This is a genomic window from Rhodoferax potami (assembly GCF_032193805.1).
In the GTDB taxonomy this organism is placed as follows: domain Bacteria; phylum Pseudomonadota; class Gammaproteobacteria; order Burkholderiales; family Burkholderiaceae_C; genus Allorhodoferax; species Allorhodoferax potami_A.
In genome coordinates, this window is the sequence record NZ_JAVBIK010000001.1 from 3,097,491 (window position 1) to 3,123,555 (window position 26,065).

The 26,065-nt window shown below is 59.5% G+C and carries 24 protein-coding genes; 14 read left to right on the forward strand and 10 right to left on the reverse strand.

Annotation, left to right across the window (positions count from 1 at the left end):
* Positions 1 to 10: 10 nt before the first annotated feature.
* Positions 11 to 1,021, forward strand: a complete 1,011-nt coding sequence (locus tag RAE19_RS14920) for an inorganic phosphate transporter (protein ID WP_313875629.1) — start codon at positions 11 to 13, stop codon at positions 1,019 to 1,021.
* Here RAE19_RS14920 and RAE19_RS14925 read toward each other — a convergent pair.
* The gene (locus RAE19_RS14925; protein WP_313875630.1) at positions 1,002 to 1,469 is read right to left on the reverse strand and encodes a hypothetical protein; all 468 of its coding nucleotides are present in this window, start codon (positions 1,467 to 1,469) and stop codon (positions 1,002 to 1,004) included. The genes RAE19_RS14920 and RAE19_RS14925 overlap by 20 nt on opposite strands.
* Entirely contained in the window at positions 1,466 to 1,999 is a 534-nt protein-coding gene (locus RAE19_RS14930) for a GNAT family N-acetyltransferase (protein ID WP_313875631.1), read from the reverse strand. Before RAE19_RS14930 ends, RAE19_RS14925 begins: the two co-directional genes overlap by 4 nt.
* 117 nt (positions 2,000 to 2,116) lie before the next feature.
* Between RAE19_RS14930 and rpsP the strand changes: the two genes are divergently transcribed.
* From rpsP to RAE19_RS14960, 6 genes are all read left to right on the forward strand, one after another.
* Positions 2,117 to 2,368 (forward strand): 30S ribosomal protein S16, encoded by a 252-nt coding sequence (rpsP, locus tag RAE19_RS14935; protein ID WP_313875632.1) that lies wholly within the window; start codon positions 2,117 to 2,119, stop codon positions 2,366 to 2,368.
* Positions 2,369 to 2,418: 50 nt separating this feature from the next.
* Positions 2,419 to 2,988 carry a ribosome maturation factor RimM gene (gene rimM / locus RAE19_RS14940; RefSeq protein WP_313875633.1) on the forward strand — a complete coding sequence of 190 codons (570 nt, stop codon included), beginning with the start codon at positions 2,419 to 2,421 and terminating at the stop codon, positions 2,986 to 2,988.
* A gap of 10 nt (positions 2,989 to 2,998) precedes the next feature.
* The gene (trmD, locus tag RAE19_RS14945) at positions 2,999 to 3,745 is read left to right on the forward strand and encodes a tRNA (guanosine(37)-N1)-methyltransferase TrmD (RefSeq protein ID WP_313875634.1); all 747 of its coding nucleotides are present in this window, start codon (positions 2,999 to 3,001) and stop codon (positions 3,743 to 3,745) included.
* 113 nt (positions 3,746 to 3,858) lie between these two features.
* Positions 3,859 to 4,233: a 50S ribosomal protein L19 gene (rplS, locus tag RAE19_RS14950; protein WP_296508876.1), complete on the forward strand. Its 375-nt coding sequence runs from the start codon at positions 3,859 to 3,861 to the stop codon at positions 4,231 to 4,233.
* A gap of 68 nt (positions 4,234 to 4,301) precedes the next feature.
* Positions 4,302 to 4,988 carry a CoA pyrophosphatase gene (locus tag RAE19_RS14955; protein ID WP_313875635.1) on the forward strand — a complete coding sequence of 229 codons (687 nt, stop codon included), beginning with the start codon at positions 4,302 to 4,304 and terminating at the stop codon, positions 4,986 to 4,988.
* A gap of 29 nt (positions 4,989 to 5,017) precedes the next feature.
* Complete coding sequence (locus tag RAE19_RS14960; RefSeq protein ID WP_313875636.1) at positions 5,018 to 5,935, forward strand: CobD/CbiB family protein; 918 nt, start codon at positions 5,018 to 5,020, stop codon at positions 5,933 to 5,935.
* A 37-nt stretch (positions 5,936 to 5,972) separates the two neighbouring features.
* Here RAE19_RS14960 and rsgA read toward each other — a convergent pair whose 3' ends face one another.
* From rsgA to RAE19_RS14975, 3 genes are read right to left on the reverse strand one after another with little or no spacing between them, the layout of a single operon-like run.
* Positions 5,973 to 6,947 (reverse strand): ribosome small subunit-dependent GTPase A, encoded by a 975-nt coding sequence (gene rsgA, locus RAE19_RS14965; RefSeq protein ID WP_430962544.1) that lies wholly within the window; start codon positions 6,945 to 6,947, stop codon positions 5,973 to 5,975.
* Positions 6,913 to 7,242, reverse strand: coding sequence for a 4a-hydroxytetrahydrobiopterin dehydratase (locus RAE19_RS14970; RefSeq protein ID WP_313875638.1), 330 nt, complete (start codon positions 7,240 to 7,242; stop codon positions 6,913 to 6,915). The genes rsgA and RAE19_RS14970 overlap by 35 nt, the downstream gene beginning before the upstream one ends.
* Positions 7,243 to 7,251: 9 nt before the next feature.
* Positions 7,252 to 8,565, reverse strand: a complete 1,314-nt coding sequence (locus tag RAE19_RS14975) for a M48 family metallopeptidase (RefSeq protein ID WP_313875639.1) — start codon at positions 8,563 to 8,565, stop codon at positions 7,252 to 7,254.
* 36 nt (positions 8,566 to 8,601) lie between these two features.
* On the opposite strand from RAE19_RS14975, the gene orn reads away from it, so the two are divergent.
* Entirely contained in the window at positions 8,602 to 9,183 is a 582-nt protein-coding gene (gene orn / locus RAE19_RS14980) for an oligoribonuclease (protein WP_313875640.1), read from the forward strand.
* Positions 9,184 to 9,417: 234 nt separating this feature from the next.
* Positions 9,418 to 11,286, forward strand: a complete 1,869-nt coding sequence (locus RAE19_RS14985) for a DEAD/DEAH box helicase (RefSeq protein ID WP_313875641.1) — start codon at positions 9,418 to 9,420, stop codon at positions 11,284 to 11,286.
* A gap of 97 nt (positions 11,287 to 11,383) precedes the next feature.
* Here the strand turns inward: RAE19_RS14985 and RAE19_RS14990 are convergent, their stop codons facing one another.
* The gene (locus tag RAE19_RS14990) at positions 11,384 to 12,253 is read right to left on the reverse strand and encodes an NAD(P)-dependent oxidoreductase (protein ID WP_313875642.1); all 870 of its coding nucleotides are present in this window, start codon (positions 12,251 to 12,253) and stop codon (positions 11,384 to 11,386) included.
* Between the two features lie 104 nt (positions 12,254 to 12,357).
* Entirely contained in the window at positions 12,358 to 13,335 is a 978-nt protein-coding gene (locus tag RAE19_RS14995; protein ID WP_087496927.1) for a GMP reductase, read from the reverse strand.
* Between the two features lie 220 nt (positions 13,336 to 13,555).
* On the opposite strand from RAE19_RS14995, the gene RAE19_RS15000 reads away from it, so the two are divergent.
* Positions 13,556 to 16,003, forward strand: a complete 2,448-nt coding sequence (locus tag RAE19_RS15000) for a UvrD-helicase domain-containing protein (protein ID WP_313875643.1) — start codon at positions 13,556 to 13,558, stop codon at positions 16,001 to 16,003.
* A gap of 22 nt (positions 16,004 to 16,025) precedes the next feature.
* Positions 16,026 to 16,340: an antibiotic biosynthesis monooxygenase family protein gene (locus RAE19_RS15005; protein WP_430962578.1), complete on the forward strand. Its 315-nt coding sequence runs from the start codon at positions 16,026 to 16,028 to the stop codon at positions 16,338 to 16,340.
* Between the two features lie 131 nt (positions 16,341 to 16,471).
* On the opposite strand, the gene RAE19_RS15010 is transcribed toward RAE19_RS15005, so the two are convergent.
* On the reverse strand, positions 16,472 to 18,688 hold the full coding sequence (locus RAE19_RS15010; protein ID WP_313875644.1) for a PhoX family protein: 2,217 nt from the start codon (positions 18,686 to 18,688) through the stop codon (positions 16,472 to 16,474).
* Between the two features lie 129 nt (positions 18,689 to 18,817).
* Here RAE19_RS15010 and RAE19_RS15015 point away from each other — a divergent pair, with 129 nt between their 5' ends.
* Positions 18,818 to 19,273: a tetratricopeptide repeat protein gene (locus RAE19_RS15015; protein WP_313875645.1), complete on the forward strand. Its 456-nt coding sequence runs from the start codon at positions 18,818 to 18,820 to the stop codon at positions 19,271 to 19,273.
* A 77-nt stretch (positions 19,274 to 19,350) separates the two neighbouring features.
* Here the strand turns inward: RAE19_RS15015 and RAE19_RS15020 are convergent, their stop codons facing one another.
* Both RAE19_RS15020 and RAE19_RS15025 read right to left on the reverse strand, forming a co-directional pair.
* Entirely contained in the window at positions 19,351 to 20,142 is a 792-nt protein-coding gene (locus tag RAE19_RS15020) for a BPSS1780 family membrane protein (protein ID WP_313875646.1), read from the reverse strand.
* On the reverse strand, positions 20,139 to 21,134 hold the full coding sequence (locus RAE19_RS15025; protein ID WP_313875647.1) for a homoserine kinase: 996 nt from the start codon (positions 21,132 to 21,134) through the stop codon (positions 20,139 to 20,141). The genes RAE19_RS15020 and RAE19_RS15025 overlap by 4 nt, the downstream gene beginning before the upstream one ends.
* A 154-nt stretch (positions 21,135 to 21,288) precedes the next feature.
* Between RAE19_RS15025 and polA the strand changes: the two genes are divergently transcribed.
* Positions 21,289 to 24,084: a DNA polymerase I gene (gene polA / locus RAE19_RS15030; RefSeq protein WP_313875648.1), complete on the forward strand. Its 2,796-nt coding sequence runs from the start codon at positions 21,289 to 21,291 to the stop codon at positions 24,082 to 24,084.
* 95 nt (positions 24,085 to 24,179) lie between these two features.
* Positions 24,180 to 25,985, forward strand: a complete 1,806-nt coding sequence (locus RAE19_RS15035; protein ID WP_313875649.1) for a methyl-accepting chemotaxis protein — start codon at positions 24,180 to 24,182, stop codon at positions 25,983 to 25,985.
* Positions 25,986 to 26,065: the final 80 nt, after the last annotated feature.

The following is a 26,065-nucleotide window of genomic DNA, read 5'->3' on the forward strand; positions in this document are numbered from 1 at the left end:
GTTCATAACGATGGAACAAGTCCAGACAGCCTTATGGGTGGTAGCTCTGTTGGTGGCGCTCGCATTGGCGTTCGACTTCATGAATGGTTTTCATGATGCAGCGAACTCGATTGCCACAGTGGTCTCCACCGGCGTGCTCAAGCCGGGCCAAGCGGTCATTTTTGCCGCATTTTTTAACTTTATTGCGATCTTTATCTTCCACCTAAGCGTCGCCGCGACCGTGGGCAAGGGTATCGTGCAGCCAGGTGTGGTGGACACCCATGTGGTGTTTGGTGCCCTGGTCGGTGCGATCACATGGAACGTCATTACCTGGTACTACGGCATTCCCAGCAGCTCTTCGCACGCCTTGATTGGCGGCATCGTCGGCGCGGTCATTGCCAAGGCCGGTGTCAGTGCATTGATCTCAGCGGGCATTATGAAAACGGTGGCATTCATTTTTGTCTCGCCGCTGCTGGGCTTTACGCTGGGGTCCGTCATGATGGTGGTGGTCGCTTGGACCTTCAGGCGTATGCGTCCGTCAAGGATCGATAAGTGGTTCCGTCGCTTGCAGCTGGTGAGCGCGGGCGCATATAGCTTGGGTCATGGCGGCAACGATGCCCAAAAAACGATTGGCATTATCTGGATGATGTTGATCGCCACAGGCTATGTGCTTCCGACGGAGAGTGCGCCGCCTACATGGACCATCGTGTCCTGCTATGCAGCCATTGGGGCTGGCACCATGTTTGGTGGCTGGCGCATTGTGCGAACCATGGGGCAGAAAATTACCAAGCTCAAGCCGGTAGGGGGCTTTTGCGCGGAGACCGGCGGCGCTTTGACACTGTTTCTCGCAACCGCATTGGGCGTGCCGGTTTCCACGACGCACACCATTACAGGGGCGATTGTGGGTGTGGGTTCAACGCAGCGCGCGAGCGCGGTGCGTTGGGGTGTGGCAGGAAACATCGTGTGGGCGTGGGTGCTGACGATTCCTGCCGCTGCGTTTGTCGCAGCTATTGCCTACTGGGTCAGTCTGCAGATTTTTTGACCTCAGCGGTGGGTGGCGTACTCTGGCTAGGCTGCATTTGGTACTCAAAAGAGCGCTGAATGCCGAATGCCAGAGTCGCCATCAACACCGTGGTCCCCAGGCCCAAAGCCGCTACAAGGCCTACCACCGTCATCCAATGGGTCTCACCTTGGGGTGCGTCAGGTGCCTGTGGGTTGAATTGTTGATTCCATTTTTCAGCACTCATCAGCCCGTACACAATGGCATTGAGCGCGCAGGCCGCGAGGGTGAGACCTAGCAGTGGCATCAATAACCAACTCCCCTGGTCGTCTACCCCAAAGCTGCGTGCCCGCCACACTCCGTAACTACCCAGCAAGGTGGGCAGGGGCAGTAACTTGGCCCAAACGTCATATCGGCCGAGGTAAAGCCTGTGCAGGCCCAACGCACCGACGGTCAGGGTCAGCCAAACGGCCCAGGTTTTGCTTTTCATACGCGGACGTCTACCGGTGCAGTAGAGTTCCCAGCGCCGATGCTTTTTTCCATGAGCACAATGTCCAGCCAACGTTCGAACTTCCAACCGCAAGCCCCGATCACACCCGCATGCCGGTAGCCGCAACTGGCGTGCACGCCAATGGAGCCGCGGTTCTCAGAGTCGCCGATAACGGCGATTAACTTGCGAACGCCACAGCGCTCCGCCTGAGCCATAAGTTCGGTGAGCAATAACTTGCCCAGCCCTTTGCCGTGGGCCTCAGGCGCGAGGTAAATCGAGTCCTCCGCGGAGAAGCGATAAGCGGGCCGTGGTTTGAACCAGTTGCAATAGGCAAACCCGATGACGTTGCCATCGACTTCTGCCACCAGATAGGGGAGTGCTTTGGACAGCACATCTGCGCGACGCCCTTTCATGTCTTCCTCGGTGGGTGGAGTGGTTTCGAAAGTCCCTGTTCCCGTCAGCACGTGGTGCGCATAAATGGAGGTAATTGCGGAGATATCGGCTTCAGTGCTGGGGCGGATTTTGGTCATGAGTAGGAAAACGTTATAATGGAGGGCTATTCAGAGTGTCACTGGCCGGGTGGTCAGTTGCGTGTCTCAAGCTCTGAGTTCAAGGCTGAATTCTCTCAGCTACCCAAAGGATAAATCATGGTCGTCATTCGACTCGCTCGTGGTGGTGCAAAAGCTCGCCCGTTTTTCAATATTGTGATTGCTGACAAGCGTAGCCGCCGTGACGGCCGCTTCATCGAGCGCATCGGGTTCTACAACCCTATCGCCAAGGCAAATGAAGAAAGCATTCGTATTGCGCAAGACCGCTTGACCTACTGGCAAGGCGTCGGCGCACAAGCTTCTCCTACCGTGGAGCGTTTGATCAGCCAAGCTGCTAAAAAAGCCGCTTAATGATCACACCGGTGCGCCGCTGTGAAGCGGAGCACCGGTAGATACCTCTCATGACTATGCTCCCTGGACTCGAAGCCGCTAGCCTGCCGGCAGACGCTATTGAAGTCGGGCGGATTGCAGATGCGTGGGGTATCAAAGGCTGGTTCAAGGTCTTGCCCTACAGCGCAAACCCTGAGGCGTTGTTCGCCGCCCGCCAATGGTTTTTATTGCCGACTGAAAAAGGCCCGCAGCCTTTTACCGGTGCTGCAAGCATCTCAGTCAAAGAATCTAAAGTGCACTCTGATTCCGTGGTCGCTTGCGTCCAAGGCATTGGCGATCGCACCGATGCCGAAGCCCTGAAAGGTTCGCGCATCTTTATTTCCCGTGCCGCATTTCCTGCCGCCGCTATCGATGAGTTTTACTGGGTCGATTTGATGGGCTTGGAAGTCATCAACCGCGAGCAAGAAAACTTGGGCACGGTCAAAGAGTTGCTGTCCACGGGGCCACAAACGGTGCTGGTCATTGAGTCGGTTCAAGACGGTAAACCCGTTGAACGCATGATCCCCTTTGTGTCAGCCTACATCGACGATGTGAGTCTGCCGACCAAGACCATTCGCGTGGACTGGCAACTGGACTATTGAGGCGCCCGACGTGCGCTTCGATGTCATCACTCTTTTTCCCGAGCTGTTCGCCCCGTTGTTGACGGCGGGTATCACCCGCCGGGCCTATGAAAGCGGCCTCGTCGAGGTATGCTTGCACAACCCCCGGGACTTCGCGCAAGGCAACTACCGCCGCGTAGACGACAGGCCTTTTGGTGGCGGTCCGGGCATGGTCATGATGGCGGAGCCCTTGGAGGCCACACTCTTGCATATCCGGGCCCAGCGCTCGGATCAGGCGCCTGTGGTGCTGTTTTCTCCGATTGGCTCCACGCTGAAGCACGAGGGTGTGGAGGCATGGTCGCAGAGTTCTGGCGCTATTCTTCTGTGCGGGCGCTACGAGGGCATAGACCAGCGCTTTATTGACCGCTATGTCGACCAGCAAATCAGTTTGGGAGACTTCATATTGTCCGGTGGCGAGATTGCTGCCATGGCCTTGCTGGATGCGGTGGCACGTTTGCAGCCCGGTGTGCTCACGGATGCCCAAAGTCATCACCAAGACAGTTTTAACTCTGCTCTGGACGGTCTGCTGGATTGTCCGCACTACACACGCCCGGAAGTATGGTCAGGTGCCCCGGTGCCAGACGTGTTGTTATCAGGGCATCACGCCCGTATTGAAGCGTGGCGCCGTCAGCAGCGGCTGGAGCTTACGGCGAATCACAGGCCCGACATTCTGGAACAAGCCCGCAGCAAGGGTCTGATTACCAAGGCCGATGAGCGGCTTTTGCAGGCCAAAAACTGAACTTGCTATAATAGCGGGCTAACCGATCCTCTGCCCGGCCAGATAGCTAGCCTTTAGGCTTTGATATTGGCACCAATTCCGGTGCCGGCGCGAGCAAGATCACGAAGGAAACCATGAGCAACATCATTCAAGCGCTCGAGCAGGAAGAAATCGCCCGTCTCGGAAAAACAATCCCCGAATTCGCCCCTGGTGACACCGTCATCGTGAGCGTGAACGTGGTTGAAGGTACACGCAAGCGCGTGCAGGCTTACGAAGGCGTGGTTATCGCCAAGCGTAACCGTGGCCTGAACAGCGGCTTTATCGTGCGCAAGATCTCCAGCGGCGAAGGTGTGGAACGTACGTTCCAAACCTACTCCCCTCTGATCGCCAGCATCGAAGTCAAGCGCCGCGGTGACGTGCGCCGTGCCAAGCTGTACTACCTCCGTGACCGTAGCGGCAAGTCTGCACGTATCAAGGAAAAACTGCCAGCGAAGAAGACAGCAGCGTAATCTGCCGTCCGTCTTCATGAGAGCCGCCCCGGTGACAAGCTGTGGCGGCTTTTTTCTTGCCTGCGTGTATGAGTTTAAAAGCCAAAACCTTGCCATTATTTGATCCGCAGCTGGTGCCTGTGGTGGGTGTCGACAGTCACCTGCAGGCGGTAGACGCAGCGGCGCTGGCACCGCAAGCGCTGCGCCAGCGTTTTCTAAGTCAGCCCGAGTGGTCGCCAGAGCTGCGCGCTGAGCATCAGTTTTCAGAGCGGGTTCCATCGCATGCATCGGTACTGATTCCGGTGATGATGAGGGCAGAGCCCACTGTGTTATTAACGCAGCGTACGGCACATTTGTCGAGTCATTCCGGGCAAATTGCTTTTCCGGGCGGCAAGGCGGATGCCTCCGACGCGGATGCGATCGCTACCGCTTTGCGCGAGGCGCATGAAGAAGTGGGGTTGGAACCCCAGTTTGCTGAAGTGCTGGGCACCCTGCCGCACTACACCACGGGCAGTGCCTTTGTCGTGACGCCGGTCGTCGCCTTGATTTCACCGGAGGTTCGACTTTGCGCGAATCCGGACGAGGTGGCGCATGTGTTCGAGGTGCCCTTGGCGTTCCTGATGGATCCGGCCAACCACCGTCGTCATCAGGTGGAGTGGGATGGTGCCACCCGCGAATGGTTTTCGATGCCATTCCAAGACTCACAAGCCGAGTGGTTTATTTGGGGGGCAACAGCGGGCATGTTGCGCAACTTCTACCGCTTCCTCCGTGCTTGAAACCGCTTCGCGCTGGGTATGATTGCTCCATGAGTTTTATCTCCATATTGTTGGCACTCTTGCTGGAGCAAGCGAAGCCCTTACCCCAAGTGAACCCGGTGCACAACGCAGTGCGCAATTGGGTGCGCTGGGTGATCAAGAACTTCGATGCCGGTGCCTCCAAACATGCGTGGCTGGCTTGGATTTTGGCGGCAGCCGGGCCTACGCTCATCGTCTTGGCGGTTCACTGGGCCTTGGTGTTGCAGTTGGGTTGGGCGGCCGCTGCCGTTTGGAATGTGCTGGTGTTGTATGCGACCCTGGGTTTCAGGCAATTCAGCCACCATTTCACCCAAATCCGCGACGCCCTGTTGGCCGGCGACGAAGATGCGGCACGTGCTGCGTTGGCGCAATGGAAACGCATTGACGCCAGTGAGTTGCCTCGCAGTGAGATCGTGCGCCACGTCATCGAACACTCGGTATTGAGCGCGCACCGCCATGTCTTCGGTGTGTTCGTCTGGTACTCGATATTGGCTGCTTTGGGGTTGGGGCCTGCAGGCGCGGTGTTTTACCGGGTGAGCGAGTATCTGGCCTTGTTTGCCAAAAGAGCGCCCCGGCCGGAGCTGCCGCCGGTGAGCGACGCCGTTCGCGCCCAGGCTTTGCGTTGCTGGGAATTGGTGGATTGGCTGCCCGCACGCGTGACCGCACTGAGTTTTGCCTTTGTCGGCAGCTTTGAAGATGCGGTCGACAGTTGGCGCCGCCATGCCGCAGCACACCCCTTGGACAACGACGGAGTGGTCCTTGCCGCGACGGCCGGCGCTGTGAATGTGCGCTTGGGGGAGGAGGGCATCACCGAAGGCCTGACGCCGGAGCCCGCCCACCTGCGCGCGGTGGTCGGCCTGGTATGGCGCACCGTCGTGATGTGGATGGTGTTCCTGGCACTGTTGTCGCTGGCGCGGTTGATCGGCTAGGCCGCTGTTGCCTGGTCGGCCATGCTGGCCGCCAGATTCAATAGCGGGTTTGCGACAGCTCTTCAAACAAATCACTATAAATTTTGTAGCGATTTGCGGTGATCCCGCCTAAGCTGAAGGCCTCTTTGGTTTGTAAAAGCACGCCACAGCCCGGTTCGTGGAGGTGGCTGCAGTTGTAGAACTTGCAGTTACCTGCGTGGGCCTTGATGTCGGGCATCAGACCTGCCAAGTGCATCGGGTCAATGTGGTTCAGGCCGAACTCTTGAAATCCTGGCGAATCAATCACGGCAGTGGTTTTTGCCGCATCCACCCAATACAAGCTGGTGCTTGTGGTGGTGTGCTTGCCCGAGTTCAAGGCGGTTGAAATCTCGTTGGTGAGCACGTCCGCGTCCGGCAGCAAGCGATTGATGAGCGTGCTTTTTCCGGATCCAGAGGGGCCGAGCACCAGTGTCGTTTTTCCCTCCATGAGCTCCAGCAATACGCTGAGCTCGGTGGCGTCTAATCCCTCTGCTTTGGGCTTGAGCGCCAGGGGGACCAGGGTGTAGCCCATGTCACGGTAAATGGTGAGCCGATCCCACGCCCGCCCGAAAGGCCCTGCCAGATCACTTTTGTTCAGGGCAATGATGGGCTTGATGCGCTCCGCCTCCGCTGCAATCAGGGCACGTGAGAGCTGGCTCTCAGAAAACTCGGGTTCTGCCGCGATCAGGATCAGCACCTGGTCCAGATTTGCCGCAAAGGACTTGGTGCGAATCTCGTCCTGCCGGTAAAAAAGGTTGCGTCGTGGCAGCACTTTTTCAATCGTGCCCTCGTCTTGGGTGGCTTGCCAGAGTACCTGGTCTCCCACCACCGTCACGCTTTTTTTGCCACGCGGGTGGCAGATCAGTCGGCGTCCATCCGGTGTTTCTACCCAGACATGACGCCCATGTCCGGCCACTACGAGGCCGGGCTCCAAGCCGGGGCGGCTCAAGGGGCAACTTTCATGCGGAACGGCCTGCAGGCGCGTAAAGCGCATCTACGAGAGCCGCGCATTCAAAGTCAGAGCGCGAGACGCCCTGCACATCATGGGTATTGAAGCGGACGCTGCACGTGCTGTAGGTCAGCAAGAGTTCGGGGTGATGGTCTTGCTGTTCTGCAAGGTAAGCGATGGCGTTGACAAAGGCCATGGTTTTGAGGAAGTTCTCAAACTTATAGGTCTTTTCAATGGCGAGATCTGCGCCATCACCGTGCAGCTTCCAACCTTCGGTTTTGGCGAGGCTTGCTATGATTTGTGTAGCGCTTAGCGCAGTTCTGACGGTGGCTGATTGCATTTTTTAGGTCTAAGCAGTGGTGGCTATTGGGTGAGCCTGTGGCATTCGGGCCAAACGCTCGGGCGCCGGTGGATGCGAATAATAGAACTTTACGTACACAGGGTCCGGGGTGAGTGTCGACGCATTGTCCTTGTAGAGTTTGAGCAGCGCTGACGACAGTGCCGCGCCATTGGCGTGGGCTACGGCGAACGCGTCGGCTTCAAACTCGTGTTTACGGGATAACTGTGCGAACAGGGGCCCGGTAAAGCTGCCTGCCAAGGGCAATACCATCATGAACAGCAACAGTGACAAAGCCTCGTTGCCGCCTGCCATATTCGGGCCTACCCCGAGGCCGGTGTAAAACCAGGCCTGCTGGCTCACCCAGCCCAGCAGCGCGAACGCGGCCAAGCTCAAAGCGAACAAGGACGCCATGCGCTTGCGGATGTGCCCGTGCTTGAAATGCCCCAGTTCGTGTGCCAATACGGCGTCTACTTCGTCCGGGCTAAGTTGAGCGAGCAGGGTGTCATAAAAAACGACCCGCTTAGAGGCACCGAAGCCGGTGAAATAGGCATTGGCGTGGGCGCTTCGCTTGCTACCGTCCATCACGTAAAACCCCTTGGAGGTGAACCCGCAGCGCGTCATCAGCGCGGCGACGCGGTCCTTGAGCGCGGCATCTTCGAGAGGCTTGAACTGGTTGAACAAAGGTGCGATCCACGTGGGGTAGACCCACATCATCAGCAGGCTGAACCCCATCCACAGGCTCCAGGTCCACAGCCACCAGAGCGTCCCGGTCGTCGCCATGACCCACAACGCGCCAGCTGCCAGCGGCAAGCCAATCAGGGCGCTGAATGCCAGACCCTTCAGACCATCGATCAGCCACAGGCGCGGTGTCATGCGGTTAAAGCCAAAGCGCTGCTCCAAAACAAACGTGCGGTAGAGCGAGAAGGGCAGGTCCACGACCGAGCCAATCACTGAAAAGCACACGAGCAATGCTAGTTGCTGCAGAAGGCTGCTTTCCATCGGGGCGCCAAACCACCCCAACAGGGTCTGATTCAAGGCATGCAGCCCTCCCAGCAATGTCCAGCCCAAGATCACCACGGTGCCCCACGCCAATTCGAGCAGCCCCAATCGCGCTTGCGCCATGGTGTATTCCGCGGCTTTTTGATGGTCTGCCAAGGCAATATGGCTCGCGAATGCCAGCGGCACGGTATCCCGGTGTTGTGCGACGTGGCGCACTTGCCGGGTAGCGAGCCAGAATTTGAGCACTACGCTAGCTACCAGCGTGAGGGCGAATAGGGTCGTCATCCAAAGGGACGGTGTGAATTCAAACGCGGTGTCTTGCATGGCGGGAGAGTTTAGGTCATCGGCGACAATCTCCCCATGGACGAATCAAACACCCCCATCCCCGCCACGCTCATCAAATCCGACAAAAACTTGGTCTGGTTGGACTGTGAAATGACGGGTCTTGAGCCTGAACGCGACCGACTGTTGGAAATTGCAGTGATCGTCACGGACCCCCATCTCGGCCAGCGGGTAGAGGGGCCCGTGTTTGTGATTCATCAATCGGACGCGTTGCTCAATGGCATGGATGCCTGGAACAAGGGTACCCACGGCAAAAGCGGCTTGATCGACAAAGTCAAAGCATCTACCGTTACCGAGGCAGAGGCAGAAGCGGCATTGATTGCTTTCTTGAGCCCTTATGTGCCTGCGGGCGCATCACCCATGTGCGGCAACTCGATCGGCCAGGACCGCCGCTTTCTGGTGAAGTACATGCCCAAACTGGAAGCGTTCTTCCACTACCGCAATGTAGACGTGAGCACGCTCAAAGAACTGGCCAAACGCTGGAAGCCCGGGGTTGCCGAGACCTTCAAAAAGCAGCAAAAGCACACCGCTTTGGCCGACGTCACCGAGTCCATCGAAGAGCTAGCACACTACCGTGAGCACTTTCTCAAACTAAATTAGGTATAAACCCGAATTCGTGCCATAATCGAGGGCTTCGCAGGTAACGCCATGATGGCGGCTTGCGAGATTTGTACATCTCCCTTCATTCACCGGGCACGCTTTTTCAAGCGATATACGCCCCCAGCACTGAGAAACCCCTTGGCGGGTCAGAGCAGGTTCCGTTTGATGGTTGATGTTTTTTAACCATTGACGGAGCAGCCGCACAACCTGCGGCGCTTTCGTGTGAGAAAAAATATGACTGACGCTTTTGAAGTGACAGGCGAATTCGCGCCTGCTGAAAACCTTTCCGTTTCCGCAACATCCGTGGAAACTTCCATCGAGTCCGAGGCTGTAGAAGCTGCGGCACCTGAGGCCCCTAACGGTTTCGTCGAGCTCGGATTGGCGCCCGCTTTGGTGCAGGCGTGTAAAGACCTGGGCTACACCCAGCCTACGACCGTGCAACAAAAAGCCATCCCTATGGCCATGGCAGGCGTGGGTTCCGACAAGGCCGGCAAATTTGTCGACCTGATGGTGTCCAGCCAGACCGGTTCCGGTAAGACTGCCGCATTCCTGTTGCCCGTGTTGCACACCTTGTTGACTCAGCAGGCTGAAGCCGAAGAGGCTGAGCGCGCTGAGTATGAACAAGCGTGCGCCGATGCTGCTGCCAAGGGCGAACCCGCTCCCAAGCGTGCCAAGCGCAAAGACCCGACCAACCCCCGCAACTTCAAGGCTCCTACTCCTGGCGCTTTGATCGTTTGCCCTACCCGTGAACTGGCCCAGCAAGTGGCACATGACGCAATTGACCTGGTGCAACACTGCCGTGGTCTGCGCGTCGCCAACATCGTGGGTGGCATGCCCTACCAGCTGCAAATTGCCAAGCTGCAAAACGCCAACTTGGTGGTGGCGACCCCCGGCCGTCTGCTGGATCTGCAACGCTCCATGCAAATCAAGCTGGACCAAGTCCAGTTCCTGGTGGTGGACGAAGCCGACCGTATGTTGGACCTCGGCTTCTCCGATGACTTGGCTGAAATCAACCAGCTCACCATCGACCGCAAGCAGACCATGATGTTCAGCGCCACCTTCGCACCCCGCATCCAGCAATTGGCTGCCCGTGTGATGCGCGAACCCCAGCGCGTGACGATCGATAGCCCCCAGGAAAAGCACGCCAACATCAAGCAAGTGCTGTTCTGGGCTGACAACGCCCAGCACAAGCGCAAGCTGCTGGACCACTGGCTGCGTGACACCACAATTAACCAAGCAGTTGTGTTTGCCAGCACCCAGATCGAGTGCGATGGCTTGGCCAACGACCTGCAGCAAGACGGCTTCTCCGCTGTGGCCCTGCACGGCGCCCTGAGCCAAGGCCTGCGTAACCGCCGCCTGATGGCTTTGCGCCAAGGTCAGGTGCAGATTCTGGTGGCTACCGATGTGGCTGCTCGCGGTATCGACGTGCCCACCATCACCCACGTGTTTAACTTCGGTCTGCCGATGAAGGCTGAGGACTACACCCATCGTATCGGTCGTACCGGTCGTGCCGGTCGTGATGGTTTGGCTGTGACATTCGCTGAGTTCCGCGACCGTCGCAAGATTTTCGACATCGAGGCTTACAGCCGTCAGCCTATTAAGCCAGAAACTATCCCCGGCTTGGAACCCCAGCAGCGCGCTCCTGAGTCGCGCCCCAGCTTCGGTGGCCGTGGCCGCGGTGGTGACTTCCAGCCTCGCGAACGCAAGTTCGGTGGCCCACGTGAAGGCGGCTTTGGTGGTGGACAGCGCGATGGCGCTCCCCGTGACGGTGGCTACGGTGCGGTGCGCGGTTTCGGCGGACGCCCTGAGGGCGGCGGCAACCGTGGTTTCGGTGAAAACTCCCGTGATTTCGGTGGCGCTTCCCGTGAAGGCTTCAGCTACGAGCGTAAGGGTGGTTTCAACGACCGCTTTGCCGGCCAAGGCGCGCCCCGCGGTGATGCACGTCCTCCCCGTGGCGATTTCGGCGCACCTCGCGGTGACTTTGGTGCCCCACGTGGCGACTTTGCAGCCCGCAAGCCTGCTGGTTTTGCCAAGCCTGGTAACGGCGGCAAGGTTTTCGTGCCCCGCGATGCCAAGAAGCGTCCGGCACGCAACTTCGACTAATCTGCCAAGCGGCAGATAACCAAAAGCCCCGCGGCGCGAGCCGGCGGGGCTTTTTTACTTGGCACTTGGCGTTGTGCAGACCGGTGCTGGTGGTGTGTCAGGCCATGCCGTTGCGGCTCGCCAGTTCCACAAACAAGCCGGCGTGGTCCAGGTCGGACAGGCCGTGCTCGATGCCTTCGGCATATAGCTTTTCAAACAACGTAGTAATTGGCGCATCAAAGCCGACCTCAGAGGCCGTGGCCAAGGCGTTACGCAGGTCCTTGATCTGCACGGTCATGCGGGCGCGGGGTGCAAAGTCGCGGTCGACCATGCGCTGGCCGTGGACTTGCAGGATGCGGCTGTCCGCAAAACCGCCGGTGATGGCTTCTTTCACCTTGCCCATATTGGCACCGCCGCGTTCACAGAGCAGCAGGGCTTCTGCCACGATGCCGATGGTGGCGCCTACGATCATCTGGTTGGCCAGCTTGGTGAGTTGGCCGGAGCCGATGGGCCCCACGTGGGTGGGGCGCCCGAAGATTTTGAGCACCGGCATGGCGCGCTCGAAATTGGTGGCCTTGCCACCGGCCATGATGGCCAGCGTGCCTTGCTCGGCCCCCAGCGTGCCGCCGGAGACAGGTGCATCCAGGTAGTCCACACCGCGCTCGCTCAGGCGGGCGGCATGGTCGCGGGCTTCTACGGGTTTGATGGACGACATGTCCACCAGCAGCGTGCCCTGCGGAATAGCGTCTGCCGCGCCCAATTCAAACAACACGTGGCTGACGATGCCGCCGTGGTCCAGCATGGTGATGACCATGTCTGCTTCGGCAACGGCATGGGCGGCTGTGGGATGGACAGTGGCGCCGAATGCGATGAGACGTTCCGCTTTGGCGGGGGTACGGTTCCAGACGTGGACCGTGTGGCCGGCTTCACAAAGGCGGCGCCCCATGGGGAACCCCATGAGACCGATGCCGAGAAGTGCTATTTTCATGGTGTCAGTGTGCTCCTGCACCTGAGAATAGCGCCGCCCCGTGAGGGGGAGAGGGTTTGTACCGTGAAGGCTGTCGAGGTGCTGACAGCCTTCACGGCAGGGGCTTACATCAGCAGGTGTTCGCCCGCGTTGTCGCCGCCCAGGGTCACGTAGTTCACCTTGCGGATGTCCATGAGCTTCTTGCCACCGGCATAGCTGATGGAGCTTTGCACGTCCTGCTCCATTTCAATCAGCGTATCGGCTAGCTTGCCCTTGATCGGCTCCAGGATGCGCTTGCCTTCGACGTGTTTGTATTCGCCCTTGTTGAAGTCGCTGGCCGAGCCGTAGTACTCCTTGAACATGGCGCCATCGACTTCCACCGTTTTGCCGGGGGACTCTTCATGGCCTGCAAACAGGGAGCCGATCATGACCATGCTCGCGCCGAAGCGGATGCTCTTGGCAATGTCGCCGTGGCTGCGGATGCCGCCGTCGGCAATGATGGGCTTGGTGGCTACACGGGCACACCACTTGAGCGCGCTGAGCTGCCAGCCGCCGGTACCGAAACCGGTCTTGAGCTTGGTGATACACACCTTGCCCGGGCCCACGCCGACCTTGGTGGCGTCCGCACCCCAGTTTTCCAGGTCGATCACCGCCTCGGGCGTGGCCACGTTGCCGGCGATCACAAAGCTGCCTGGCAGGTGTTTCTTGAGGTAGATGATCATGTCGCGCACGCTGTCGGCATGGCCGTGGGCGATGTCGATAGTGATGTACTCGGGCGTCAGGCCCAGTGCTACCAGCTGGTCCACCGTGGCGTAGTCCGGCTTCTTCACGCCCAGCGAGATGGAGGCAAACAGGTCCTTGGCGTGCATCTCCTGGACGAACTTCACGTTGTCCAGATCAAAGCGGTGCATCACGTAGAAGTAGCCATTGCGCGCCAGCCATTCACAGATGGACTCGTCCACTACGGTTTTCATGTTGGCGGGGACGACCGGCAGACGGAATTTGCGGCTGCCCAGCTCGACGCCGGCATCGCATTCAGAACGGCTCTCCACCCGGCATTTGCGGGGCAGCAAGAGGATGTTGTCGTAGTCAAAAATTTCCATGGTCCAAGCTCCTATCCAAAGTTTCAATACAAAACACTGAGCACTTGGACTGGCACCGGCCATAAAAAAACCGGGTGCCAATTGCTTGGGCCCGGTGCTTGATTGTAGAAAGGTTGCGGCCGGCCCGGTATATGAATTTGCTTATGGCGGTCAAAACGTAGTGCGCAGGGGAATCGTCTGCCGTGCAGTTGAGGAGCCGCGGCCTTTCTACAATCGGTGCATGCATTCTTTCGCCGCCGCTGGCTCCACACCCCCCCCCTTGTTACACAACCTGAACCCTGAGCAGCTGGCCGCTGTCACGCTGCCCGCCGAGCACGCGCTCATTCTGGCGGGGGCGGGGTCCGGCAAAACGCGGGTGCTGACCACGCGCATCGCTTGGCTATTGCAGAACGGCTACGTCTCGCCTGGCGGCATTTTGGCGGTCACTTTTACCAACAAGGCGGCCAAGGAGATGAAGACACGTCTTTCCGCCATATTGCCAGTGAATGTGAGCAGCATGTGGATTGGTACCTTCCACGGCCTGTGCAACCGGTTTTTGCGCGCGCATTACAAAAACGCTGGCCTTCCCCAGGCCTTCCAGATACTGGATACGCAGGACCAGCTCAGCGCCCTCAAGCGGCTGTGCAAGCAGTACAACATGGACACCGAGCGCTTTCCGCCCAAGCAGTTGGGCTGGTTTATCGGTAACTGCAAGGAAGAGGGCCTGCGCCCCAAGGACGTGGTGGCCAGCGACCCGGACACCCGCAAGAAAATTGAGGTCTACCAGCTCTACGAAGACCAGTGCCAGCGTGAAGGCGTGGTGGACTTCGGCGAGCTGATGCTGCGCTCCTATGAGCTACTGCGCGACAACGCACCCATCCGCGAGCACTACCAGCGGCGCTTCCGCCACATCCTGATCGACGAGTTTCAGGACACCAACAAGCTGCAATACGCCTGGATCAAGATGATCGCCGGCGTGGGGCAGGGCGGCAGTGACGGTGGCTCGGTGCTGGCGGTAGGCGATGACGACCAGAGCATTTACGCCTTCCGCGGCGCGCGAGTAGGCAACATGACCGACTTTGTGCGCGAGTTTGCGGTGCGCCAGCAGATCAAGCTGGAGCAGAACTACCGCAGCTACAGCAACATTCTGGACAGCGCCAACGCGCTCATCAGCCACAATAGCCGCCGTCTGGGCAAAAACCTTCGCACTGAGCAGGGCGCCGGCGAGCCGGTACGGGTGTATGAAGCGCCCAGCGACTTTGCCGAGGCGCAGTGGATGGTGGACGAGATGAAGCAGCTCATCCGCGACGATGTGCCGCGCTCCGAAATTGCTGTGCTCTACCGCAGCAACGCGCAAAGCCGGGTGATTGAAACCGGGTTGTTTAACGCCGGTATCCCTTACCGCGTGTATGGCGGCCTGCGCTTCTTCGAGCGGGCGGAAATCAAGCACGCGCTGGCGTACCTGCGCCTACTAGAGAATCCCAACGACGACACCAGCTTTCTGCGGGTGGTGAACTTCCCGGCGCGCGGCATCGGAGCGCGCAGCATCGAGCAGTTGCAAGACCTGGCCCGCGCCACCGGCTGCTCACTGCACGACGCGGTCAGCACACTCACAGGCCGCCCCGGCGCCGTGATTGCCGGCTTTGTGGCCAAGCTCGACGTTATGCGCGAGCAGACCGCCGACCTGAACCTCAAAGACATCATCAAGCTCATGCTTGAGCACAGCGGCCTGCTGGAGCACTACCGCAATGAGCGTGAAGGCGAAGACCGCGTCGAGAACTTGGACGAACTGGTCAACGCCGCTGAAAGTTTTGTCATGCAAGAAGGCTTCGGCCGCGAAGCCCCCGGCATGGCGCCGCTGGTCAGCAGCCCCGAAGCTTTGTTGAGCCAGAGCCCGGCCAGCCAGGGCTTGAGTGGTGATGCGCTGGAAACTGCACCCGATGAATTTGGCGACACCGGCGAAACCCTCTCACCCCTGCAAGCTTTCTTGACCCACGCCGCGCTCGAAGCGGGAGACAACATGGCCGCTGCAGGGCAGGACGCCATCCAACTTATGACCGTGCACTCCAGCAAGGGCTTGGAGTTCGACTGCGTTTTCATCACCGGCATGGAAGAGGGCTTGTTCCCCCACGAGAACTCCATGAGCGACCACGACGGTCTGGAGGAGGAGCGCCGCCTGGCCTACGTTGCCATCACCCGCGCGCGCAAGCGGCTGTACCTTAGCCATTCGCAAACCCGGATGCTGCACGGGCAGACGCGCTTCAACCTCAAGAGCCGCTTTTTTGACGAGCTGCCCGAGGAATGCCTGAAGTACCTCACACCCAAGCAGCAGGCGATGCCCGCAGGTGGTGGTTTGGGCGGAGGCTTCGGCGGTGGAAGCTATGGCGGCGGCTCCGGCAACAGCTGGGGTGGCGGAGGCTATGCTACAAATTCAGGAGCTGCTCGCGCATACCCCACAGGCGCTGGAAGCACATTTGGCTCGTATTCGGCCCCGCAGAAGGAAGTGGTGCGCAAAGAAGAGCCCACCGGCCTGCGCAAGGGGCAAAAGGTGTTCCATGCCAAGTTCGGCGAGGGCACCGTGCTCACTCTGGAGGGTGCTGGCGACGACGCGCGTGCGCAGATCAATTTCCCCCGCCACGGCACCAAGTGGCTGGCCCTGAGCGTGGCCAAACTCACACCGGTACCTTGACTTTCTGGAGACCCCGATGAGCCTGGACATTGCCAACACCCCACCGGCGCCGTACTACGCCGTCATCTTCACCAGCCTGCGCACCGCTGTCGATGAGGGCTATGGCGACATGGCCGAAAAGATGGTGGCGCTCGCCGCGCAACAGCCCGGTTTTCTGGGCGTGGAATCTGCGCGCGACGGGCTAGGCATTACCGTGTCGTACTGGAAAGATCTCGAGTCCATCCGCGCCTGGAAGGCCCATGCCGAGCACCAGGTTGCCCAGCAACTGGGCCACGAAAAGTGGTACGCGGCCTTCAAGACCCGTATTGCCAAAGTGGAGCGGGACTACGCTCTCTAATTTGTACCAAATAGGGCTTTAGCCCTCGCAAATATTACGCTAGTAGCTATCAAAAAAATAGCGACCTGCATCACTGCAGGCCGCTATTTGGTGTTTGTGCGGCTTTATGCCGCACGGGACGCCGGTGCTGCTTAGCTACCGATCACGCCGCCATCTTTTTTGGTGATGACGATGGTGGCGGAGCGAGGGCGCTTGCCAGCTCCGTAGCCTGCGTTGGCAGGCCACTGGCTGGTGTACTTGGCGGGGTTGCCAACTTCAGCCATCGGTGTGTTTTCACCGGGGTGCTGGATGTTGATGAACAAGGCCTTGCCGTCCGGTGTTTCGCACAGTCCAGTGATTTCGCAGTCCACGGGGCCGACCAGGAAACGCTTGAGGATGTCAGGGGACTGGGATTTGCCCATGTAGGTATCCACACGCTTTTCGCTGCCGTCCGGGCGCTTGTAGCTCAGAGACTTCTTGCCGCCATCGCCCACCTTGCCGGGGATGCCGGCCAGCAACATGCAGTTGGTTTTGTCGGTGTAGGCGCTGTCGTCGGTCTGGATCCAGCACAAGCCGGTGGCGGGGCTGAAAGCCAAGCCATCGGGGGCAGACATGTCGTTCTCGTCGGTCAGGTTGGACAGGTTGACCTTGGTCTTATCGGCATCAGCCTCCGAGGCAAACAAGTAGATGTCCCACTTGAAGGCGGTGTCAGCCGGGTTGGCTTGAGCCACGCGGATGATGTGGCCGTTCACGTTGCCCTTGCTTTCCTTGCCGTTCTTCATGTCGCTGTAGACGCGCGGGTTGGCAGCGTCTGCACCCATGTCGCCGTCGACGGTGCGGTTGCTGTTGTTGGTCAGCGTCATGTAGAAGTCGCCGGTGCGTGGGTTGATGCCACCCCACTCAGGGCGGTCCATCTTGGTTGCGCTGACCGCATCGGCAGCCAAGCGGGTGAAGATGGCCACGTCGGCGTCGGACTTGAACTCGAAGTCGGGGTTGGCTGCAACGATGGGGTTATTCATCGACAACTCAATCCAGGTGCCAGTGCCGTCGTCCTTGAAGCTTGCGACAAACAAAGTGCCCTTGTCGAGGTACTTGTCGCCCACAGCGATGCGGTTGCTGGCGTTGGCGTCAGCAGCGTCCCACTTGGCTGCGGACACAAACTTGTACATGTATTCGCCGCGGGAATCGTCACCCATGTAGGCCACGATAGGTTGACCGGCCACGGCCTTGGCAAAGCTCACGCTTTCGTGGGCGAATCGGCCCAAGCCAGTGCGCTTGCGCACCAATTGCTGGCCATCGTAGGCGTCCATTTCCACCACGAAACCGAAAGTGTTCATTTCGTTGCGGTAGTCGGCTCTGGCGTTGGCGGCCAACGCGCCGTTGTTCCAGCGCACAAACTTGTCGTCAGCGCCTGCGCTCTCCCAGCCATGGCGGCTGGCAGCACCGGCAGGGCGGCCGTAGCGCACCAAGCCAGTGACTGACTTGTCCTTTTTGCCGCGGCGGTCATCGTCCTTGGCATCGCGGTGGAAGTAGCCGAACCAGTTTTCTTCGCCGGACACAAAGGTGCCCCAAGGTGTCTTACCGGTACCGCAGTTGTTCAGGGTGCCACGAGCGCGGGTAGCGTCGGGGCTGAATTTGGTCACCAGGTGCTCGCTGCCTTTGGCGGGGCCGCTGATGATGACTTCGGTGGTGGGGGTGATGCGGCGGTTGTAGTTGGAAGCTTGCTTGTAGCTCCACTGGCCGGCTTTGGCTTCAACTTCCACGACCGACAGGCCATGGATGGACAGTTCTTTTTCCACTTCCGCGGCGGGGCGGGGCAGGGTGCTTGCGCCGCCGTTGGCGTGAATGAAGAAGGAGCTTAGTTTCTGGTCCGTGGTGGCTTCGTGGTTCACCGCCAACAGGCCGCGGCTGATGCCGTTGGCAGAAGGCTTGCCGTTAGCATCCAAACCAAAGTACTCCATGCCGTCGTGGTGGTCGCCAGCGCGGTTGTCCCAGTCGGTGTCGGTGCCGTCGTTCTTGAAGGCAGGAGTGCTGGCCTTGAGTGGGTCACCCAGTGCATAAATGACCTGCACGTCGTAGCCTGCAGGCACCACCACCTTGTCAGCCAAGCTCTTGCCAACAGCCGTGAAACCCAACGAGGAGAGCGGTGCCGCCATGCCGGTCGCAGCGCCAGCACTGGTGGATGCGGTTGCGCATCCGGTGAGCGCGCCAGCACCAAAGAGCGAGGTGGCTGCTGCGCCCATGCCGCCCAGCAGCAGGCCGCGGCGGTTCAGGCGGGCCGACATGATCTGGTCGATATGCGGGTTTGCGGTGGTGTTGGAGTCTTCGTTGTTGAAAATGTCGCTGGAGGAGCGGGTGTTGTCGGTCATGCTAGGTGCCTCAAGTTAAATTAGCTCCGTTAATGTGCGACGTTGATGTTTCAGCTTTGTGACACATGCACCTGTGCTCGGGTATTCCAAAATGGCTACATTGGTACTCCCCTTTCTGTTGGAGCACTCATGAAAAAGTTGTTGTTGGCAATGCTGTTGGTTAGTGGCTTCGCACATGCCGCAGATACCCCTGTGATGAACGTACCCACAGTCAATCAGCGCATGAAAGCGGCGCGGGATGCGATTGCCAAATCGGATTGGCGAACCGCCAAGTTCGAAACCCAAAAGGTGGTGTCAGAAGAGCCCGGTAACGCGGATGCCCACAACTTGCTGGCGTTTTCGTACCGCAAGCAGGACAAGCCAGACCTTGCCAAGGCCTTTGAGCATTACAAGATCGCGCTCAGGCTCAACCCACAGCACAAGGGCGCCCATGAGTACATCGGCGAGGCCTACCTGATGGACCGCAAACCCGCGCAGGCTGAACAGCATTTGGCCGATCTTGAAAAGATTTGTGGCAATCGCTCGTGCGAGGAGTACCAAGACTTGGAAAAAGCCATCGCGGCTTACCGCAAGGCCAACCCTTGAGCCTCAGGTCCGGCAGGGGGGCGTGGCCCCCTTGCAGTGTTGCCCCCTCATAGGTGAGAGGGCGCTACAAGTACGACTCAGGCCCCGGGTTCCGGCTTAGTCGTAGTGGGCGCTTCAAAGCAATCCCGGAAGGTAAAGTAAAACGAGGTGAAAAACATGGTCGCCAAGGCGAGGCCCGCCGGGAACATGATGGCGTTAATCAGGGCGGGGCTACCTAGCAAACTCACCAAAATCGCCACACTCATGGCGACCCCGAGAAACGCGGCCATCCAAACCAAGCCGAATACCGTAAAAGCCCAGAAGTTTCGCAAGCAAGCAACGGCACTGAAAAACAGGCTCTTCATGGGGGTGATGCCATGCCAATGCACCAGCGCCGGCGCATGCCAAAACAGCAAGGACAAGGGCAAATACAGCACCATGGCCACCAAGGCGGCAGACTGAAAATCGCCTTGCAGCACAACCTCGGGAGACAGCTCACCGCCCAGCAGATACACGCGGGCAAACTGCCCGCCGTCCACCGTGGCAGAAATGCCCATGACCAATATAAAACCCACGGCATAGAGCACGCCCAGTACCACCATGGAGCGCAGCCGGTCTTTGCCGGCGCGGAAGCCGGCGATCAGCACTTGGGGCATCGGGAATTGCCCTTGCTCAGCGATCTGCGTGGCTGCCATGAGCCCCAGGGTAGCTGCCGGTAACAAGGCCAGCGCCAAAGGTGTTCCGATCACCGGCAAAAGGCTCAAGAGCGATACCGCCGCCATGAACATAAAAAACAGGCCGGTGAACGCCAGGGGCTGGCGCAAAAAGGTGCGCACCCCTTGCTTGAACCAAAGGACACCTTGGCGGGGAGGGACGATCTGGAGTTTCATGCGGTGTGCGGCTCTGGATTCATGAAGGTGGACAGCGTGAGGGGCGACGCAATACGTTGCTTCAGCACCCGCTCAAAGTGGGTCGGGTCGTGGGGTTTGAGCATCGAGGCTTCGCGCGGCAGGTACCAATCCCACAGGCGCGAGAGCCAGAAGCGCAGTGCGCCGGCCCGCAACATCGCGGGGAACAGTTCGCGCTCTTGGGGTGTCAAGGGGCGCACGCTTTCGTAGGCTTGGACAAAAGCGCGGCTGCGCTCCAGATCGGCGACTCCGGTGGGCAGGTCTATGCACCAGTCGTTGAGGCACACCGCCAGATCGAACAGCCAGGCATCGGTGCCGGCAAAGTAAAAGTCAAAGAAACCGCTGAGGCGGGGTTCGCCATTCACCTTGTCAAACATCACGTTGTCGCGGAACAAGTCTGCGTGGATAGCGCCGCGCGGCAGGGCGGTGTAGGCGCTCTGTGCGGCGACATGGTTCTGGTAAGCCAGCTCACTCTGGATCAGCGCAGCGAGGGGCGCTTCAAGGTGTGGCAGCACCACTGGTACTGTCTCATTCCACCAAGCAAGCGCCCGCAGGTTGGGCTGTTGCATGCCGAAGTCGCGGCCGGCCAGGTGCATGCGTGCGAGCATGGCGCCCACTTGCTGGCAGTGTTCCACGTTGGGGCTCAATTCGCTCTTGCCTTTGAGGCGGTTCACCACGGCGGCAGGTTTGCCGTTCAGGCTGTGCAACACATCGCCATCGCGGTTGGCTGCAGGGTCCGGCACGGGGATGCCATGGAACGCCAGGTGCTTCATCAGCCGCAGGTAAAACGGCAACTGCTGCGCCGTCAGCCGTTCGAACAGGGTCAGCACATAGGGCGCCTGATCGGTAGTGACAAAGTAGTTGGTGTTCTCAATGCCGCCGGAGCAGCCCTCCATGGTTTGGAGAGTGCCCAATTGCAGGGAGGAAAGAAAAGTGCTGGCCTCGTCAAGCGAGACCTCTGTGTAAACCGCCATGGCGCAATTGTAGGGTGGCGGGGCACTCCGACGTGAGCGAGACCTTGCCCTGCGCGGGGCACAACATCCGCCGCCGGGCCGCCCCAAGGCGGATGCGCCCCCTTGGGGGGCAGCGACCCGCGAAGCGGCGGAGCGTGGGGGCACAATACTATTTATGACCGAACCCAAGAAAACCCTGCTGCTGGTGGATGGCTCCAGCTATTTGTATCGCGCCTTTTTTGCCGGCGGGGACAGCATGAGCGTGACGCTGCCGGACGGCACTGTCCAGAAAACCGGTGCGGTGCGCATCATGATCAACATGATGAACAGCCTGCGCAAGGAGTACCCGGCCGACTACGTGGCTTGCGTGTTCGACGCCAAAGGCCCGACCTTCCGCGATGAGATTTACCCCGAGTACAAAGCCCACCGCGATCCGATGCCCGACGATTTGCGCAGTCAGATCGCACCCATCCACGAAATCGTGCGCCTGCTGGGTTGGACGGTGCTGGACGTGCCAGGTGTGGAAGCTGATGACGTGATCGGCACGCTAGCGGCCACCGCTGCTTCGCAAGGCATTGAGGTGATTGTGAGCAGCGGCGACAAGGATTTGGCGCAGCTGGTGAATGAGCACATCACCATCATCGACACCATGAACGGCAAGCGCCGCGACTTGGCCGGAGTGGAGGCCGAGTTCGGCGTGCCTGCCCGCCTGATGCTGGATTACCAGACCCTGGTGGGCGACACGGTGGACAACGTACCCGGCGTGGCCAAGGTCGGCCCCAAGACGGCGGTGAAATGGCTGCAGCAGTACGGCTCGCTACAAGGCGTAATGGACAACGCCACCAACATCGGCGGTGTGGTGGGCGAGAACCTGCGCAAAGCGCTGGACTGGTTGCCCACCGGCCGCACGCTGCTGACTATCAAGACCGACTGCGACCTCACGGGTTGGGTTGATGGCTTGCCTGCTATGGATTCGATAGCTGCGGGCGCAAAGGATACGGGCGCTCTGCGTGCTTTTTATGAGAAATACGGCTTCAAGGGGCTGGCCAAGTCCGTAGGTGGCGCTGAAGCTTCGTCTGCCGCTCCTGCGCCCTCTGCGCGCACCTCGGAGCCGGGCTTGTTTGACGAGCCTGCCGTTGAAGCGGCTACGCCTGCATCGCGCGTGAGTACGGTGGAATACGAAACCATCTTTTCACTGGCGGCTTTGGATGCCCTCATCGCGCGCATTCACGCGGCCCCGTTGACGGCCTTGGATACCGAGACCACCTCGCTGGATGAAATGCGCGCCGAGATCGTGGGCATCAGCTTCAGCACCGAGCCGGGCAAAGGCGCTTACATCCCGGTGGCGCACCGCTACCCCGGAGCGCCTGAGCAGTTGGACCGTGATGCGGTGCTTGCCAAGCTCAAGCCCTGGCTGGAGAACCCGCAAGCCTTGAAGCTGGGCCAGCACATCAAATACGACCGCCATGTGTTTGCCAACCATGGCATTGAAGTGCAGGGCTATGCGCATGACACCATGTTGCAGAGCTATGTGCTCGAAGCCGACAAGCCGCACGGGCTTGCGAGCCTGGCCGAGCGCCACCTGGGGCGCAGCGGCATCAGCTTTGAAGACCTGTGCGGAAAAGGCGTGAACCAGATCAGTTTTGACCAGGTGGACATTGACAAGGCGGCCGAATACGCCTGTGAAGACTCCGACCAGACGCTGGATGTGCACCTGGCCCTCTGGCCACAGATCGAGGCTAACGACAAGCTGAAGTTCATTTACGAGCTGGAGATCGCCAGCAGCGAAGCGTTGTACCGCATTGAGCGCAATGGCGTGCTGATCGACGCGCCCACGCTGGCAGCTCAAAGCCACGAACTGGGCCAGCGCATCCTGCAACTGGAAACCGAGGCCTACGAGATTGCCGGCCAACCCTTCAACCTGAGCAGCCCCAAGCAGCTGGGTGAAATCTTCTTTGACAAGTTGGGCATGCCGGTAGTGAAGAAAACCGCCACCGGTGCGCGCAGTACCGATGAAGAAGTGCTGGAGAAACTGGCAGAAGACTATCCGCTACCCGCCAAACTGCTGGAGCACCGCAGCCTGGCCAAGCTCAAAGGCACCTACACGGACAAGCTGGCGCAGCTGGCCTTGCCACGCACCGGCCGTGTGCACACGCACTACGCGCAAGCCGTGGCGGTGACCGGGCGCTTGAGCAGCAACGACCCCAACCTGCAAAACATTCCGATCCGCACCGCGGAGGGGCGCCGAGTGCGCGAAGCCTTTGTGGCACCCGCAGGGAGCGTGATTGCCAGTGCCGATTACAGCCAGATCGAGCTGCGCATCATGGCGCACATCAGCGGTGATGAGGCACTTTTGGGCGCCTTTCATCAGGGGCTGGATGTGCACCGCGCTACGGCGGCCGAGGTGTTCGGCGTGCCGGTGGACCAGGTGAGCAGCGAGCAGCGCCGGTACGCCAAGGTCATCAACTTCGGGTTGATCTACGGCATGAGCGCCTTCGGGCTGGCGCGCAACTTGGGCATCGACAACACGGCGGCCAAAAACTACATCCAGCGCTACTTTGAGCGTTACCCCGGCGTGAAAACCTACATGGAGTCCACTCGCGAGCTGGCCAAGCGCCAAGGCTATGTGGAAACGGTGTTCGGCCGCCGGCTGCAGCTTGCCGGCATCAAAAACGCCAAGGGCGCGCAGCTGGCGGGGCTGGAGCGTGCGGCTATCAACGCACCGATGCAGGGCACCGCGGCAGATTTGATCAAGTTGAGCATGGTCAAAGTACAGCAGGTGCTGGATGCGCACAATAAGTCCACCAAGATGATCATGCAGGTGCATGATGAATTGGTATTCGAGGTGCCCGAAGCAGAGGTGGAATGGGTCCGCACTGAAATCCCCGCGCTGATGGCCGGGGTGGCTGCACTCAAAGTGCCTTTGTTGGCGGAAGTAGGGGTTGGCCCCAATTGGGACAAGGCACATTAGTGCCGAGGATACAGATAGCGGGTATTTGCTAATTTATTGTTGCAAATGTTAAATTTGCCGCGATAATTGAATTGTTTAATAAATTAGGGCGTCGTATGGGACTCAGTGGACTGAAGATTGCAACCAAGTTGTGGTCATTTATCGTGTTGATCATTGTGGCCATTTGCATGGTGGCGGTGATCGGCTTGATGCGCAGCAACTCCATCTTGAATGACGGGCGGCAAAAGCAAGCGCTTGCTCAGGAATTGGTGCAGCTTGCTACTGAGTGGAATGGGCTGACCAGCACGAATTCCGCGCGCAACACCGCTATTTTGATCAGCAGCGGCACGGCGGTCGCTGACACGTTCAAGGACGTGGTGACATCGACATCGGCCGAAATCACCGAGCTGCAGAAAAAAATTGAAAGCATGGCCCAAACCGACGAGGACAAGGCCCAGCTCAAAAAAGTAGCTGATGCCCGCAAGTTGGTTCTTTCCAGCCGGGAAAAGGCACGCGACCTCAAGAAGGCTGGCCAGGATGCAGAAGCGCTGCAGGCGATGACCAGCGAATACGAGCCGGCGCTCAAGGTGTACCTTGCCGAACAACGCCGTTTTGTCGAGCTACAAAAGCAGGAAATGGCCATGCACCAAGCCGAGATCGTGGCCAAGCGGGCCACGAACACCACCGGCATTCTGGTGAGCCTGGCAGTGATTGTGGCGATCATTTTTGCGGGCACCACCTGGCTAGTTCGCTCCATTCGCGAACCCCTGACTATGGCCAACGAGTTGGCGGCCCGTATTGCGCAGGGTGACCTGACGCACTCGGTCCATTCCGAGCGGACCGATGAATTCGGCCAGTTGCTGCATTCGCTGGAAGCCATGAATGTATCCCTCGGCCGGATGGTGTCCGAGATTCGCGGTGGTACCGATAGCATCGCGATTGCGAGTGCCGAAATCGCCACTGGCAACAACGACCTGGCCCAGCGCACCGAGCACACCTCCAGCAACTTGCAGGCTACGGCCTCTAGCATGGACGGTTTGACCCAAATCGTGCAGCAGAGCACCGACAACGCCCGCCAAGCGAGTGCCCTGGCAGCCAGCGCATCGACCGTGGCGCAGCGCGGCAGCGAAGTGGTGACCCAAGTGGTCAGCACCATGCAGGAAATTGACGCCAGCAGCAAGAAGATCGCCGACATCATCAGCGTGATTGACGGCATTGCCTTCCAGACCAACATCCTGGCGCTGAACGCAGCGGTGGAGGCCGCCCGCGCTGGTGAACAGGGTCGCGGCTTTGCGGTGGTGGCGTCTGAAGTGCGTTCGCTGGCCGGTCGCAGTGCAGAGGCTGCGAAAGAGATCAAGGCCCTGATCGGAACCTCGGTGGACAAAGTCGAGTCGGGTACCCAATTGGTGACCGATGCAGGCTCCACGATGGAGGAAATCATGCAATCAGTGCGCCGCGTGGCGGATGTGATTGGTGAAATTACGTCGGCCGCCAACGAGCAAAGCACCGGCATTGCAGGCGTTAACTCTGCCATCGGCAATCTCGACCAGATGACGCAGCAAAACGCGGCATTGGTCGAGGAAAGTGCGGCCGCCGCCGAAAGCCTGCGCGAACAAGCAGACCGCATGAAACAGGCTGTGGCCGTATTTAAGGTTACAGGCAGCATGTCGGGCCCTTCGTTGGCACCGGTACCGGTGCGCTCCGGAAAACCCAGCACCGCTTTCAAAGGGCCTGAGCGCCGCACCGGCGATGCTGCCGGCCCTCAAGCCCGCTCCACAGCATCAGCAAACACCAGCCCGCGCAAGCCCGCACCTGCACCGAAACCGGCTGCTGCCCCGATGCCAAGCTTGCAAAAACCTGTCGTGACTGCCTCAAACCGCCCCACACCCGCAGGTGGAGACGACGATTGGGAAACGTTCTAATAGTGGGCTGCCCTGATTTCCTGTAGTCTGCTTGTTGCGTCGCAAGGGTAGGTAATTGCCTACACTTGCACTTGCGCTTC

Coding starts and splice junctions, on each gene's coding strand:
- RAE19_RS14920 (WP_313875629.1), top strand. CDS start 11: ATGGAACAAGTCCAGACAGCCTTATGGGTGGTAGCTCTGTTGGTGGCG.
- RAE19_RS14925 (WP_313875630.1), bottom strand. CDS start 1,469: ATGAAAAGCAAAACCTGGGCCGTTTGGCTGACCCTGACCGTCGGTGCG.
- RAE19_RS14930 (WP_313875631.1), bottom strand. CDS start 1,999: ATGACCAAAATCCGCCCCAGCACTGAAGCCGATATCTCCGCAATTACC.
- rpsP (WP_313875632.1), top strand. CDS start 2,117: ATGGTCGTCATTCGACTCGCTCGTGGTGGTGCAAAAGCTCGCCCGTTT.
- rimM (WP_313875633.1), top strand. CDS start 2,419: ATGACTATGCTCCCTGGACTCGAAGCCGCTAGCCTGCCGGCAGACGCT.
- rplS (WP_296508876.1), top strand. CDS start 3,859: ATGAGCAACATCATTCAAGCGCTCGAGCAGGAAGAAATCGCCCGTCTC.
- RAE19_RS14955 (WP_313875635.1), top strand. CDS start 4,302: ATGAGTTTAAAAGCCAAAACCTTGCCATTATTTGATCCGCAGCTGGTG.
- RAE19_RS14960 (WP_313875636.1), top strand. CDS start 5,018: ATGAGTTTTATCTCCATATTGTTGGCACTCTTGCTGGAGCAAGCGAAG.
- rsgA (WP_430962544.1), bottom strand. CDS start 6,947: ATGCGCTTTACGCGCCTGCAGGCCGTTCCGCATGAAAGTTGCCCCTTG.
- RAE19_RS14970 (WP_313875638.1), bottom strand. CDS start 7,242: ATGCAATCAGCCACCGTCAGAACTGCGCTAAGCGCTACACAAATCATA.
- RAE19_RS14975 (WP_313875639.1), bottom strand. CDS start 8,565: ATGCAAGACACCGCGTTTGAATTCACACCGTCCCTTTGGATGACGACC.
- orn (WP_313875640.1), top strand. CDS start 8,602: ATGGACGAATCAAACACCCCCATCCCCGCCACGCTCATCAAATCCGAC.
- RAE19_RS14985 (WP_313875641.1), top strand. CDS start 9,418: ATGACTGACGCTTTTGAAGTGACAGGCGAATTCGCGCCTGCTGAAAAC.
- RAE19_RS14990 (WP_313875642.1), bottom strand. CDS start 12,253: ATGAAAATAGCACTTCTCGGCATCGGTCTCATGGGGTTCCCCATGGGG.
- RAE19_RS14995 (WP_087496927.1), bottom strand. CDS start 13,335: ATGGAAATTTTTGACTACGACAACATCCTCTTGCTGCCCCGCAAATGC.
- RAE19_RS15000 (WP_313875643.1), top strand. CDS start 13,556: ATGCATTCTTTCGCCGCCGCTGGCTCCACACCCCCCCCCTTGTTACAC.
- RAE19_RS15010 (WP_313875644.1), bottom strand. CDS start 18,688: ATGACCGACAACACCCGCTCCTCCAGCGACATTTTCAACAACGAAGAC.
- RAE19_RS15015 (WP_313875645.1), top strand. CDS start 18,818: ATGAAAAAGTTGTTGTTGGCAATGCTGTTGGTTAGTGGCTTCGCACAT.
- RAE19_RS15020 (WP_313875646.1), bottom strand. CDS start 20,142: ATGAAACTCCAGATCGTCCCTCCCCGCCAAGGTGTCCTTTGGTTCAAG.
- RAE19_RS15025 (WP_313875647.1), bottom strand. CDS start 21,134: ATGGCGGTTTACACAGAGGTCTCGCTTGACGAGGCCAGCACTTTTCTT.
- polA (WP_313875648.1), top strand. CDS start 21,289: ATGACCGAACCCAAGAAAACCCTGCTGCTGGTGGATGGCTCCAGCTAT.
- RAE19_RS15035 (WP_313875649.1), top strand. CDS start 24,180: ATGGGACTCAGTGGACTGAAGATTGCAACCAAGTTGTGGTCATTTATC.